Below are 14,058 nucleotides of genomic sequence, written 5' to 3' on the forward strand. Positions count from 1 at the left end.
GTCATGGCAGATCATTCAGAAGCGGCATCCCCATCCAGCAATCTGCACATGGCCTATAAAACCGATATTGTCATTATCGGCACAGGACAGGCTGGTTTATCTTCCGCTTATCACCTGCAAAAATCCGGTCTGAACGCAGGCAGTAATTTTCTCCTTCTGGATAAGTCACCCAATGCCGGTGGTGCATGGCAATATCGCTGGCCTTCCCTCACCCTCAGTACTGTAAACCGGATTCATGACCTTCCGGGCATGTCTTTCTCTGATGTACTGGAGCCGGAAGTATCCGAGGTCAAAGCGTCTGTAGCTGTACCGCAATATTACGCAGCCTATGAAAAGAAGTTTCATTTGCCGGTTTACAGACCTGTAACTGTCAGTGTTGTTTGTGAACGTAATGATCGCTTTCGTATAGAAACCGACCGCGAGACTTTTACGGCACGCGGCATCATCAATGCCACCGGCACCTGGGAGACACCGGTCATCCCTCATTATACCGGTGCTGAACTTTTTAAAGGACAGCAACTTCACACGCGTGACTACAAAACTGCAGAAGCATTCGCCGGCAAACATGTTGTTGTTGTCGGCGGTGGCATTTCAGCTTTGCAACTGCTTGATGAAATTTCGCAGATCACCACAACGACATGGGTAACCCGCAGTGAACCGCAATTTCGTGAAACACCTTTTACTGAAGAAGACGGCCGTGCTGCTGTTGCCATTGTCGAAGATCGTGTCCGTCGTGGCCTGATCCCCGGTTCTGTGGTTTCCGTAACCGGTATTCCCCTTACCCCTGCTTTGCGAGCAGCCCGTGAACGCGGCGCATTAAACCGCCTGCCAATGTTCAGTGAGATAACAGAAACAGGTATCCGCTGGGTTGACGGCACTGAACAAAGAGCCGATGTGATTTTATGGTGTACCGGCTTTCGGAGTTCTCTTGACCATCTGGCGCCATTACAAATCCGCGAAGCCAATGGCGGTATTGTTATGGGCGGCAGACTGGCAACACAGGTCATAAAAGACCCGCGGATTCATCTCGTCGGCTATGGACCTTCAGCATCAACCATCGGTGCCAATCGCGCCGGTGCTGCTGCAGCAAAAGAACTGAATACATATCTCAAACTCAGCTAGGTGCACACCCATGTCCAGGTTTGCGATAAAAGCTTTAATGGTAGATGTTGATGGTGTTCTGATTAATGGGCACCCTCGGGACGGAAAGCACTGGTCGACAGATTTAGAAGCAGATCTCGGCCTGTCACCCTGCCTGTTACAAGATAGATTTTTCACACCTTATTGGAATGAAATAGTCACTGGAAAACTGGATATTCTTTCAGCACTCAAACCGGTGCTTGCAGAGTTAGCACCCCATCTCAGCTCAGATGATTTCATTACCTACTGGTTTAAAATGATGCCCGCCTGAATGCGAAGCTGATACAGTCTCTGAAATTTTATCGCACTGCTGGTGTGCAAGTTTATCTTGCAACCAATCAGGAACATTTGCGTGCGGAATATATTGCTCAAACCCTGAAACTAAATGAGCTTACAGATACGATTTATTATTCTGCCGCACTCGGCGTTAAAAAACCGGATCATTCATTTTTCAAAAAAGGCCACCAAACTTTCAAAGCTACGACCAGAAGAGATCGTTCTGATTGATGACACGCTTGCCAATATCATTGCTGCCAAAGAGTGCGGTTGGCATGCAATTCACTGGAAAAATGAGAGCTGTCTTGCAACTGAATTGGCACAGCTCTGATTTCTAAAATTTCCAAATTTCTTAAACTGTACATTAAGATTTTGCTAACCACGATGATTCACGTGAAACAACTATGCTTTTACCGCCACGCCTGCCGGTAAGAATAGCACTAAAATGTCTGCCTCTTCACTATCCCATATGATGCGCGTTGACCTCTCTTAGAGAACTGATTATTCGTTTTGATCGGGACGCGGAACAGAGGGAGATTTTCATGCGTACACTTATTATGGCTTTGCTCTCAACAGCAGCTATGGCCACCACTATGATTGCTGGTCCGGCAAATGCAAAAGATGTCAGCGTTGCGGTAACAGCAATTGTTGAACATCCTGCTCTTGATGCCGCCCGTGACGGTGTAAAAGATGCACTGGCCGCTGCTGGTTATAAAGAAGGTGAAAATCTGAAATTCACCTATCAGTCAGCTCAGGGTAACCCTGCAACTGCCGCACAGATCGCACGCCAGTTCATCGGTGAAGCACCGGATGTAATTGTTCCGATCTCCACACCTTCAGCTCAGGCTGTTGTTTCCGGTACCCGCGATATTCCGGTTGTCTTCACTGCAGTATCTGATCCGGTTGGCGCACAGCTGGTTAAAAGCATGGAAAAGCCAGGCGGCAATGTCACCGGCCTGTCCGATCTTTCGCCGGTTGCTGATCACGTCAAGCTGATCAAAGAAGTTGCACCGAATGTAAAGACCATCGGGTTCCTTTATAATTCCGGTGAAGCCAATTCGATCTCCCTTCTTGAAGGCCTGAAAGCTGCTGCCAAAGAAGGTGGTCTGGAAGTGGTTGAATCTGCTGCGACCAAATCCGCTGAAGTTCAGGGGGCCGCTCGCGCGCTGATCGGCAAAGCAGACCTGATTTATATTCCGACCGACAACACCATTATTTCTGCGCTTGAAGGTGCAGTCAGCGTTGCAGAAGAAGCCAAAATTCCTCTGATGACTGCCGACACAGATTCCGTCAGCCGCGGTGCCTTCATTGCTCTCGGTTTCAACTATTACGATGTCGGCAAACAGACCGGTGAAGTCGTTGTCCGTATTCTGAAGGGCGAAAAGCCTGGTGACATTCCGGTGAATGTTGCTGCCGGTACCGATCTGGTCGTCAATCTGGTTGCAGCTAAGAAAATGGGGATTGAAATCCCTCAGGCTGTTGTCGATCGCGCCAGCAAAGTCATCAAAGAATAATCTGTATTTAAACCGGTAAAGCTGCTTTACCGGTTTTTCATCATCCGGATATTCAGCGGAAATTAAAAACTGAATATCCGGACACTTTCCTTTGTGTCTTTCACATACTGCACTGAAGCCGTGAAACGATACTCAGATATCAACAAGCAGGCTGCCCCGTAATTTTAAATCATCGAAACAGAAACCCTGTGAATGATGTGTTTGAAAGTGCCGGCCGTCTGCACAAGCCGAAGGAACATTATTTTGAGTCTGATCGCTTTTTGGGGCGCGGTCGAATTAGGTCTGGTCTTTTCATTTGTAGCTCTCGGCGTTTATCTGTCATTCCGTGTGCTGGATTTTCCTGACCTGACTGTAGATGGTTCCTTTCCGCTCGGCGCAGCTGTTACCGCAGTTCTTATTCTTGCCGGTGTTAACCCTTGGCTCGCTGCACTGATTGCCATGATGGCCGGTGCTGTTGCCGGACTGGTCACCGCAACTTTGAATCTACGTTTTGGCATTCTTAATCTGCTGGCTTCCATTCTCACAATGACTGCACTTTTCTCAGTCAATCTGCGTGTGATGGGCAAGCCGAATGTCGCTCTGATTAATCAGGATACAATGATCTCACCTTTTTACGGGCTGGGTGTTCCTGAATATTATGTGCGTCCGCTTTTTGTTGGCGTGCTTGTTATTATCGCCGCCCTGCTCGTCTGGCGCTTTCTGGAAAGCAATATCGGTCTTGCCATGCGTGCAACCGGTACCAATGCGCGTATGGCACGTGCGCAGGGTGTGAAGACCAATCGCCAGATTTATCTGGGCATGGCTATGTCTAATGCTCTGGTTGCTCTGGGCGGCGCATTATTTGCACAGACAAACGGCTTTGCCGATGTCACCTCCGGTGTCGGTACAATTGTTGTTGGTCTTGCCGCTGTGATTATTGGTGAAACACTGTTCCGCACCCGCTTCCTGCTCTGGGCACTGGCTGGCTGTATCATCGGTTCCATTCTTTATCGTATTGCCATTCAGCTGGCTCTGGGCAGTGATTTTATCGGTCTGAAAGCTTCCGACCTAAATCTGGCAACAGCTGTACTGGTCACACTGGCACTGGTTCTGCCACGCCTGCGTCGCGGAGGTGCATCCAAATGATTGAAGTTTCAAATCTTGGTGTTGTCTTCGGTCGCGGAACACCACTGCAAAAACAAGCACTGTCCGGCATCAATCTGAAAATTGAAGAAGGCACCTTTGTTACGGTGATCGGCTCCAATGGTGCAGGCAAGTCCACCCTGCTTGGAGCGCTGGCCGGTGACGTTCAGGCGTCTGAAGGCAAAATCCTCATCGGTAATAAAGATGTCACCAAACAGTCCACTGCTGACCGTGCATCCATGGTTGCCCGTGTATTTCAGGATCCGCTGACAGGCAGCTGTGGTGCATTGTCAATTGAAGAAAACCTTGCCCTCGCTGCCCTGCGCGGACAAAAACGCGGCCTCGCCCATGCGCTCAATCATAAGCGCCGCGAGCTGTTCCGTGAGCGTATTGCAGGTCTCAATCTTGGTCTGGAAAACCGTGTGCAGGATCGCATGGATCTGCTTTCCGGCGGCCAGCGTCAGGCACTGTCTCTGATCATGGCAACTCTGACAGATTCAGAAGTACTCCTGCTCGATGAACATACCGCCGCGCTTGATCCGGGCATGGCAGATTTCATTATGAAGCTCACAGCCAAACTGGTCAGCGAAAACAAGCTGACGACAATGATGGTTACCCACTCCATGCAGCAGGCGCTTGATTACGGCACACGTACAATCATGCTGCACGGCGGCAATATCATTCTCGATGTTTCCGGCGATGAGCGTAAGAACCTCACCGTCAAAGACCTGATTGATATGTTCAAAAAAGTACGTGGCGAAACATTGGATGACGATGCTCTGCTGATCCAATAAATAGTTCTGTTATATGAAACTTAAAATGCCGCGCTCATTCCGCGGCATTTTTATTTGAAAACACAAACACTGATTTCCCTTTTCATACCTTTGTTGTAAGCAGACTTATGGCACAGAAAAAAGCACATGAAGTTGACGGGTTTCTCGCGCGTCCGGCACAAACCGGAACAGTCATACTGATCTATGGACCGGATAAAGGTCTGGTCAGTGAGCGCGGTGCTAAATATGCAAAGCTCACCGGTCTGCCTTTAGATGATCCTTTTGCTGTCTTGCGCATTGAGGCCGATGAGATTGACAAGGACCCTGCCCGCCTGATGGATGAAGCCCGAACAATTTCAATGTTCGGCGGCGATCGTCTGATCTGGATTAAAAATGCTTCAGCGCAAAAAAGTCTGGCCGAGGCTGTTAAACTGCTGATCTCTGAACCACCTCAGGATACTTATATTCTGATTGAGGCTGGCGACCTGAAAAAGGGTGCCGGTCTGCGCACCAATGTCGAAAATGGCGCAACCGGCATGGCACTTCCCTGCTATACGGACGATGCCCGTGGCATTGACGGGCTGATAGATGATGTGTTGCAAGCCAATCATTTACAAATGTCCAATGATGCCCGTCAGTTTTTACGCCTGAGCCTTGGCGGTGATCGTCTCGCAACACGTGGAGAACTTGAAAAGCTTTGCCTCTATGCACGTGGTCAGCAGCGTATTGAACTTGATGATGTGCGGGAATCTGTCGGCGATGTGGCAGCACTTTCTCAGGATGAAGTCATTGATGCTGTGCTGATCGGTGACCTGCCAAAATTCAATACCGCCTTTGACCGTGTCGTAAATACCGGCACACATCCTTTCCTGCTGGTGAATAGTGCTATGCGCCAGTTCAGCCAGTTGCAAACTCTGCGCTATGCTATGGAAACAGGAAATGTACCGGCAGGCCTTGTCGTTAATTCAGCAAAGCCACCGATCTTCTTCGCGCGTAAAAAACTCGTAGAGACAGCATTAGGGCTGTGGAGTGTTGCAGCACTCAACCGCGTGACAGACAAACTTCAGCGCACGGTTCTGGAAAGCCGTCAGAATTCGGCGCTTTCAACTGCAATTATAAGACAGACTTTTATTGCTCTCACTGTAGAAGCAATAAGAAATAAACGAAGACGTTGATTTTATCATAATAAAAAAGCCGGTACTCAAACCGGCTTTTCTATTAATTTTCAGTATATCAACTTTGTAAACGACGGCAAATTTCATCCAATTGTTCAAGAGAACTATAGCGGATACGAACTTCACCACCCCGATCCCGGTGGTTAATTTCAACTTTCATGCCAGTTACATCAGAAAGTAATTTTTCTAATGCACGGGTGTCTGCGTCTTTTTCAATCGGTGCGCGTTCCGGTTTAACGGCCGGAATGCCTTTGCTTTCAGCCTGAGACAAAGCTTCAACCTGACGCACAGAAAGGCCTTCTTTGACAATACGTTCAGCAACAGCCTGCGGATTTTCCATGGTAATCAGTGAGCGGGCATGACCGGCAGTTAAAGCACCGTCATTGATTAACCCTTGTACTTCTGTTGGAAGTTTAAGAAGACGCAGTGTGTTTGCAACATGACTACGGCTTTTACCAATAACCTGCGCCAAATCAGCCTGCGTATAATCATGCTCATCAATCAGAAGCTGGTAACCCATTGCTTCTTCAACAGGATTCAGATCAGCACGCTGTACGTTTTCAATGATCGCCAGCTCAAGAGCAACACGATCATCCACATCGCGCATAATAACCGGAATTTCGGTCAGACCTGCGCGCTGCGCTGCACGCCAGCGACGTTCACCGGCAATCAGCTCAAAATGTTCGCGATTTTCCGGTGCCGGGCGCACAACAATCGGCTGCACAATACCATGCTCACGAATGGATTGTGCCAGATCTTCAAGTTCAGCTTCTGTAAAAATACGGCGCGGGTTACGCGGGTTACGGCTTACAAATTCAATAGGCACATAACGTTCAAGCGGAACAGGTGCCTTGCGTTCTTCTGCAGGCCGGTCGATATCCCCAATCAGAGCTGCCAGACCGCGACCAAGACGCTTTTTTGAAGGATCATCGTTCATCAGTTGAATGCTTTCTGCAATTTGTTACGTAGTCGAATCGAATAGTCAGTTTCAGGCTGCAGTACGAAGCTGGCGTTCCCGCTGAATTACTTCAGATGCAAGTTGAAGATAGGCCTGACTTCCTGCACATTTCAGATCATACAAAATGGCAGGTTTGCCATGGGACGGGGCTTCCGATACCCGCACGTTACGCGGAATAACGGTGCGATAAACTTTTTCGCCCATAAATGCGCGTACATCATCAACAACCTGATTGGCCAGATTGTTTCGGCTGTCATACATGGTTAGCACAACCCCCTGAATCGACAATTCAGGATTAAGCGAATTGCGTACCTGATTAACGGTTTCGAGCAACTGGCTCAGACCTTCCAGAGCAAAAAACTCACACTGCAACGGCACCAGAACAGAGTCTGCGGCAGCCATTGCATTCAATGTCAGAAGATTGAGCGACGGCGGACAATCAATCAGAATATAGCTGAAATGATCGGCAATACCTGAATCAAAACGCAGCGCATCACGCAAACGTCTGGTTCTGTCCGGTGCATGGGAAATTTCCATTTCAATACCGAGCAAATCCAGCGTAGATGCAACCAAGTAAAGATTTGGTACATCAGTCGCAATTGCTGCATCCGGCACAGAAGCATTCTGCGTCAGCACATCATAAGATGACAATGGGCGATTTTTACGGTCAACTCCAAGTCCGGTACTGGCATTGCCCTGCGGATCGAGATCAACAATCAATACATTTTCACCGATTGCAGCCAAAGCAGTCGCCAGATTAATAGCCGTTGTGGTTTTTCCCACGCCGCCTTTCTGGTTCGCGATCGTTATAATCCGTGTTCTGTTATTCATAATAATTGTCCCGAATAACTTCCGTTTTCAATGCTCATTCAATGTCATTGCCATTCAACGGCGTTGTAAATTACTGATTTCCAGAATGACTGAATCCGCTTCTATTGCGCTTCCATGTCGTGCAAAATCAAATTTCCAATTCAGCATGCTTTCATCAATCTCACGCTGATAGTCCCGCCCTTTTTGAAAAAGCGCTTTAGCACCTTTTGTCATCCACGGTTCTGTCAGTTCAAACAGCTTATCCAGTGAAGCCAAGGCTCTGGCAGTGATAATTTCCGGAACCTGAACTTGCTGATAACAGCTTTCAATTCTGGCATTCACAACCTGTGCACGCGTCTGGAACTGAGCTAATGCATTTCTCAAAAACGCTGATTTCTTACTGTTACTCTCAACCAGTCTTATTGAACCGCCTGTTTCTTTCAGCATGATTGCCAAAACAACCCCTGGGAAACCTCCGCCTGACCCCAAATCCAACCACTGCTTTACTTGAGGTGCCAGTTTAAAAAGCTGAACACTATCAAGAATGTGACGTTCCCACAGTGCTTCCAGTGTATTTGGCGAAGCCAGATTGATTGCTTTGGACCATTTTTTGAACAGCGCTTCAAAACCAATCAAATCATCGGCTGTTTCACGTGAAACAGATGGGTATATTTGTTTCAGTGAATCAAAATATTTATCTTTTGTCATGCTGGTTTTGCCAAATCACCCGAAATATCCTGTGCAATACCATGTCTGCGGATATGTGTTATCAATAATGCGATCGCAGCAGGCGTCATCCCCTCAATTCTTTGCGCTTCTGCAATATTTAAAGGCTGACGCTTCTCAAGCTTTTGCTTCAATTCAAGGGAAAGACCAGAAATTGTCGAGAACTGGATTGACCGTGGTATAATCAACTGCTCTTCACGTTCCATCACGGCAATATCCGCTGTCTGACGATCCAAATAAACAGAATATTGCGCTTCAATTTCCAAAGCTTCTTTTGTCGCCGAAGACAAACTAGTTAGTTCAGGCCAGACTTCTGTGAGACGCTCCAGATTAATATCCGGATAGGAAAGCAGATCATAAAGCGTACGGCGAATTCCATCTTTGTTGAGATTCAAACCAAAACCAGCCGCAGCATTTGGTGTAATGGACAAGGATTGAGCAAGCTCCCTCGCCTGGTCCAACTCCTGCTTTCTCTCATTGAAACGTGTTTGCCGTGCAGAACCAATAAGTCCCCAGTTTTCACCCAAAGGCGTCAAACGACTGTCGGCATTATCTGCACGAAGTGAAAGTCTGAATTCTGCACGTGATGTAAACATGCGATATGGTTCACTGACACCACGCGCTGTCAGATCATCAATCATCACACCGATATAAGCTTCTGTACGCTGAAGAATAACGGGTTCACTACCACCGGCATGTCTGGAAGCATTCAAACCAGCGAGTAAGCCTTGTGCTCCGGCCTCTTCATAACCGGTTGTGCCGTTAATCTGGCCAGCCAGGAACAATCCCTTAACACGACGCGTTTCAAGACTACGTTGTAATTCGCGCGGATCAATAAAATCATATTCAATAGCATAGCCCGGTTGTAACATCTTAGCATGCTCCAAGCCTGGTATTGTCTTGAGAATATCGAGCTGAACATCTTCCGGCAAGCTGGTCGAAATACCATTCGGATAAACGGTATCATCATCAAGACCTTCCGGTTCAAGAAAAATCTGATGGCCGTCACGATCACCGAATTTGACGATTTTATCCTCAATCGACGGGCAATAGCGAGGTCCAATGCCTTCAATATTCCCTGAATACATTGCCGAGCGATGAATATTATCGCGGATTAATTGATGGGTAGCGTCTGTTGTACGCGTAATACCGCAATCAATTTGCGGTACTGTAATCTTATCCGTCATCATTGAAAACGGAACCGGATCTTCATCTGCTGATTGTTTATCCAGACTTGCCCAGTCAATCGTCTTGCCATCAATACGGCAAGGTGTACCGGTTTTTAAACGGCCTAAAGCAAAGCCAAGACCAATCAAACGTTCAGATAGTCCAAGAGCCGGTTTTTCACCCATGCGTCCGGCAGGAATAGTCTTCTCACCAATATGAATAAGACCATTCAAAAATGTTCCGCTTGTCAGCACAACAGACGTACAATTGATAATTGTACCATCCATCAGTTGAACAGCTTTTACTGTGCCATCTTCAACGATAATATCTGCTGCACCGCCTTCAATGACAGTCAGGTTTTGCTGTTCTTTGATGAAGCTTTGAATAGCCAGACGATATAATTTGCGATCCGCCTGAGTGCGCGGGCCGCGAACAGCAGGACCTTTACGACGATTCAATAGACGAAATTGAATACCTGCCTGATCAGCCGCCTTGCCCATCAAGCCATCAAGCGCATCAATTTCACGAACAAGCTGTCCCTTTCCTAATCCGCCAATAGCAGGATTACAGGACATAACACCGATCGTATCAAAATGATGCGTTACTAAAGCAGTTTTAGCGCCTGTTCTTGCTGATGCTGCGGCAGCTTCTGTACCGGCATGACCACCACCAATAACAATGACGTCGTAAAAACCTGTCATAATCATATCCAAAACTTGTTTGGTTTCACGTGAATCATCATTCTCATGTTCTCTCTGAAAAGGGAACACATAACTCGAGAGTGAACAATAATTTCATAAATGGAAATCTGTCGACTCAGAATAATCTAGCCGGGTCAAACTGTGTTTTTAGATTCCACAGAATGTTTCACGTGAAACATCTCTGATTGTTAATCAGCCTATATCATGAAATTTGTTTCACGTGAATCATTTTCCGATGCAAAATTGAGAGAATACGAGATCGAGAATATCCTCTACGTCTACGTCGCCGGTAATTTTTCCAAGGTGTTGAGAGGCAATGCGTAAATTTTCAGCCCTTAATTCCAGTGGCAGGTTTTTTGAATTAGTAGCTTTTTCAATTTCAGATTTGCATTGATTTAATAAATCAATATGTCTGCGACGCGTTGGCACAACATCGTTTTGAGGTCTTGTCTTGTCAGTAATGTAAGTGCTTAAATTATCTAAAAGTGCATTGATCCCATAATTGTTTTTTGTTGAAATCAGGTAGTTATAATTTGGTGTGATAGTAACTTTCAGATCGGCCTTATTGCCGATTGTCCAAATATTTGCCTGAAATTTAGAGATATCTATCGCGATAGGATTGGAGATATCTTCAATATATAAAATTAAATCAGCTTCCGCAGCTTTATCCATTGCGCGCTGAATGCCGATTTGCTCAACTTTACCTGTTGTTTCGCGAATACCGGCTGTATCCGTCACGTAAGTCGCGACGCCATTCAGATTCAATTTCACTTCAAGCAGATCACGCGTTGTGCCCGCTTCATCAGAAATGATTGCTACATCACGCGCGGCCAATAAGTTCATTAAGCTGGATTTTCCGGCATTCGGTGCGCCAATAATAACAATATGAAAACCGTCACGCAGCATTGATCCGCGTTTTCCGTCTTCAATATGCTTTTCAATGCGTCCTCTGAGATCTTGCATTTCACTCCAGACCCGATCGGATACTGAACCCGGAACATCCCCCTCATCGGCAAAATCTAATTCTGCTTCAATAAATGCACGCGCCTGAATGAGTTTCTGTCGCCAATCCATATAAAGATTGCGCTGCGCACCGGAGGCAACTTGTTGTGCTAATCGTCTTTGTGTTTCCGTTTCAGCAGAAATCAAATCCGCCAGCCCTTCAGCCATTGTTAAATCCATCTTGCCGTTTGCAAATGCGCGACGTGTAAATTCTCCGGCTTCAGCTAAACGGCATTTTTCAAATTCTGACAGGCTTTCCAGAAATTTTTCCACCACAGCAACACCACCGTGAATATGAAATTCCGCACAGTCTTCACCGGTAAAGCTTTTTGGTCCTTCAAAGAAAAGTGTCAGACCACTATCCAGAACTTCGCCTGTTTTGTTTTTTAAAAGACTTAAATGCGCTTTGCGCGGTTCGGGCAATTTCCCCACAATAGTTTCGGTAATGAATCGAGATTGTGGGCCTGATAGTCTGATAATTGCTACGCCGGAAGGCAAACGCCCGCTTGAAAGCGCAAAAATAGTATCATGATGAAATGGCTGCACTGACATCGAAAATCCGTTACAAGTTAAGAGAATAATTGCCGTTCTTTAGCTGTTTGAAACACTACTGTATCGGCTTGAATATCGGAAAGGCAAAGCCATGAGCCCGACGCAAAGCCCAACACAAAACAATGCCAGTTCTAATCGCCTTCATACAGCGAACAGTACATATTTGAAACAGCATAGCGATAATCCGGTCAACTGGCAGCTCTGGGACAATGAAGCGCTCGAACTGGCACGTCTTCATGACAAGCCGATTTTGCTTTCCATCGGATATTCTGCCTGCCACTGGTGCCATGTTATGGCCCATGAATGTTTTGAGGATGAGCAAGTTGCTCAGCTGATGAACGAGCATTTCATCAATATTAAGGTGGATCGTGAAGAACGACCGGATATTGACCAGATTTATATGTCAGCCCTCACAGCCATGGGAGAACAAGGTGGCTGGCCACTGACAATTTTTCTAACGCCTCAGGGTGATGCTTTTTGGGGTGGCACATATTTTCCAAAACATGCCAATGGTCGACTGCCCGGCTTTATGGATATTCTTCAAAGCCTCGGAACTTTATGGAAAAATGACCGCGAACGGATTAACGGCAATGTAACGGCTCTTAAAACGCATCTCCAGACTGTTTTAACACCGGATGCTAAACCCGCTGAGAATGATGAAAGCGCTTTCCAACGCTATGCTGATACAATAGCCAGACGTATTGATACGACTTATGGCGGCATCAGCGGACAACCTAAATTTCCAAACTTCCCGTTCATGTCAATGCTTTGGACATCCTGGAAAATCAGCCAGCAGCAACAGCACCATGATCTTTTCATTCTCAGCACCGAGAAAATGCTCAATGGCGGCATTTATGACCACCTCGCCGGTGGCTTAGCCCGCTATAGCACTGATGCCTTCTGGCTCGTGCCGCATTTTGAAAAAATGCTTTATGATAATGGGCAGACAATCCGGCAATGCTTATGGGCATGGAGCACTACACAAAATCTATTGTTTCGGAATCGAATCGAAGAAATTATTCACTGGGTTACATCTGAAATGGCTTTACCGGATGGCGGTTTTGCCTCGGGCCTTGATGCTGATAGCGAAGATGTTGAAGGTAAATTCTATATCTGGGATCAGTCAGAAATAGAGAGCATTCTCGGCAAAGATGCTTCTGAGTTCATTGAAAAATACAATGTCAGTGCTGCAGGAAACTGGGAAGGCAGCAATATTCTTCATCGGCTGGATATGCTGAATTTCAACCAGGAAGAAGATGAAATCTTAAAGCCACTACGGACAAAACTGCTTGGCATAAGAAATCAGCGAACCAGACCCGGCCGCGATGAAAAATGCCTGACCGACTGGAATGCCTATTTCATTCGCGCTTTGGCTGAAGCTGCCCGTGTTTTTAATCGCACTGACTGGCTCGAACTGGCAAAAAGCACTTATCAAATCTTAATGCCGAAACAAGGCACAGCCGTCAGTCATGTATGGTCAAATACTGCATCTAAGCTCCCTGCCCTGTCCTCTGATTACGCCGCGCTTATCAATGCTGCCTTGTCACTTTACCAAGCTGATCCGCAGCAAAACTATATTGATGATACCAAATCATTGTTGATCTCACTCAATCAACATTATCTTGATCAGAATGGTGATTACCGGCTGACGGCTTTGGATAATGATGATGTGATTTTTTATCTTTATGGCGATCAGGATGAAGCCATTCCAAGCTCCACCAGCCAGATTATTGAAGCGTGCATGAGGCTGGCGCTTATAGGTGAGGATGATGAGCTTTTAGCAAAGGCCAACAGGCTTGCAGAGCGTGCCTTGGGGCGCGGTCAACATATGGCTTATGGACAGGCAGGAATTCTCAATGCTGCAGTCCAGCTGCTTGATCCGGTTAAACTGGCGTTGATCGTTGAGAACACAGAGGATGAATTATACCGCTGCGCATCCCGACATGCCGATCCTTGCCGTACAGATATCATTTTAAACCATCAACAAGCCTCACAGCAGCCGCAATGGGCTTCTTTCCTGTCTCTGACTGGCAAACGCTCCTGTGCCATTCTCTGTCGCAATCAAGTCTGTTTACCGCCGGTTTATAATGCGGCCGATCTGGAGAAATTACTGTAATTATAAAAACAAAAACGCCGCCCTTT

The 14,058-nt window shown here is 46.8% G+C and carries 13 protein-coding genes; 8 read left to right on the forward strand and 5 right to left on the reverse strand.

Annotation, left to right across the window (positions count from 1 at the left end; translation table 11 throughout):
* The first annotated feature begins 3 nt into the window (after positions 1-3).
* The 7 genes from HBA93_RS08155 (at position 4) to holA (ending at position 6,000) form a co-directional block, all read left to right on the forward strand.
* Positions 4-1,122 (forward strand): NAD(P)-binding domain-containing protein, encoded by a 1,119-nt coding sequence (locus HBA93_RS08155; protein ID WP_221722947.1) that lies wholly within the window; start codon positions 4-6, stop codon positions 1,120-1,122.
* A gap of 10 nt (positions 1,123-1,132) precedes the next feature.
* Positions 1,133-1,411: a hypothetical protein gene (locus tag HBA93_RS24135; protein ID WP_286201816.1), complete on the forward strand. Its 279-nt coding sequence runs from the start codon at positions 1,133-1,135 to the stop codon at positions 1,409-1,411.
* A gap of 114 nt (positions 1,412-1,525) precedes the next feature.
* Complete coding sequence (locus tag HBA93_RS24140; RefSeq protein ID WP_286201817.1) at positions 1,526-1,747, forward strand: HAD-IA family hydrolase; 222 nt, start codon at positions 1,526-1,528, stop codon at positions 1,745-1,747.
* A 211-nt stretch (positions 1,748-1,958) separates the two neighbouring features.
* Positions 1,959-2,930 carry an ABC transporter substrate-binding protein gene (locus tag HBA93_RS08165; RefSeq protein WP_121992170.1) on the forward strand — a complete coding sequence of 324 codons (972 nt, stop codon included), beginning with the start codon at positions 1,959-1,961 and terminating at the stop codon, positions 2,928-2,930.
* A gap of 243 nt (positions 2,931-3,173) precedes the next feature.
* On the forward strand, positions 3,174-4,055 hold the full coding sequence (locus HBA93_RS08170; protein WP_221722948.1) for an ABC transporter permease: 882 nt from the start codon (positions 3,174-3,176) through the stop codon (positions 4,053-4,055).
* Positions 4,052-4,846 carry an ABC transporter ATP-binding protein gene (locus HBA93_RS08175; RefSeq protein WP_221722949.1) on the forward strand — a complete coding sequence of 265 codons (795 nt, stop codon included), beginning with the start codon at positions 4,052-4,054 and terminating at the stop codon, positions 4,844-4,846. The genes HBA93_RS08170 and HBA93_RS08175 overlap by 4 nt, the downstream gene beginning before the upstream one ends.
* Positions 4,847-4,953: 107 nt before the next feature.
* Entirely contained in the window at positions 4,954-6,000 is a 1,047-nt protein-coding gene (holA, locus tag HBA93_RS08180; protein ID WP_221722950.1) for a DNA polymerase III subunit delta, read from the forward strand.
* Between the two features lie 58 nt (positions 6,001-6,058).
* On the opposite strand, the gene HBA93_RS08185 is transcribed toward holA, so the two are convergent.
* The 5 genes from HBA93_RS08185 to mnmE all read right to left on the reverse strand — a co-directional run bounded on the left by HBA93_RS08185 (position 6,059) and on the right by mnmE (position 11,916).
* Entirely contained in the window at positions 6,059-6,937 is an 879-nt protein-coding gene (locus tag HBA93_RS08185) for a ParB/RepB/Spo0J family partition protein (RefSeq protein WP_121992166.1), read from the reverse strand.
* Positions 6,938-6,988: 51 nt separating this feature from the next.
* A complete protein-coding gene (locus HBA93_RS08190) occupies positions 6,989-7,789 on the reverse strand; it encodes a ParA family protein (RefSeq protein ID WP_022709109.1) in 801 nt (266 codons plus the stop codon).
* A gap of 54 nt (positions 7,790-7,843) precedes the next feature.
* Positions 7,844-8,476, reverse strand: coding sequence for a 16S rRNA (guanine(527)-N(7))-methyltransferase RsmG (gene rsmG / locus HBA93_RS08195; protein WP_221722951.1), 633 nt, complete (start codon positions 8,474-8,476; stop codon positions 7,844-7,846).
* Entirely contained in the window at positions 8,473-10,368 is a 1,896-nt protein-coding gene (gene mnmG / locus HBA93_RS08200; RefSeq protein ID WP_221722952.1) for a tRNA uridine-5-carboxymethylaminomethyl(34) synthesis enzyme MnmG, read from the reverse strand. The genes rsmG and mnmG overlap by 4 nt, the downstream gene beginning before the upstream one ends.
* Positions 10,369-10,587: 219 nt before the next feature.
* The gene (mnmE, locus tag HBA93_RS08205) at positions 10,588-11,916 is read right to left on the reverse strand and encodes a tRNA uridine-5-carboxymethylaminomethyl(34) synthesis GTPase MnmE (RefSeq protein ID WP_221722953.1); all 1,329 of its coding nucleotides are present in this window, start codon (positions 11,914-11,916) and stop codon (positions 10,588-10,590) included.
* A 91-nt stretch (positions 11,917-12,007) separates the two neighbouring features.
* Between mnmE and HBA93_RS08210 the strand changes: the two genes are divergently transcribed.
* The gene (locus HBA93_RS08210) at positions 12,008-14,032 is read left to right on the forward strand and encodes a thioredoxin domain-containing protein (RefSeq protein ID WP_221722954.1); all 2,025 of its coding nucleotides are present in this window, start codon (positions 12,008-12,010) and stop codon (positions 14,030-14,032) included.
* The last annotated feature ends 26 nt before the right edge of the window (positions 14,033-14,058 follow it).

This window comes from Ochrobactrum sp. SFR4, from assembly GCF_019730395.1.
Taxonomy (GTDB): domain Bacteria; phylum Pseudomonadota; class Alphaproteobacteria; order Rhizobiales; family Rhizobiaceae; genus Pseudochrobactrum.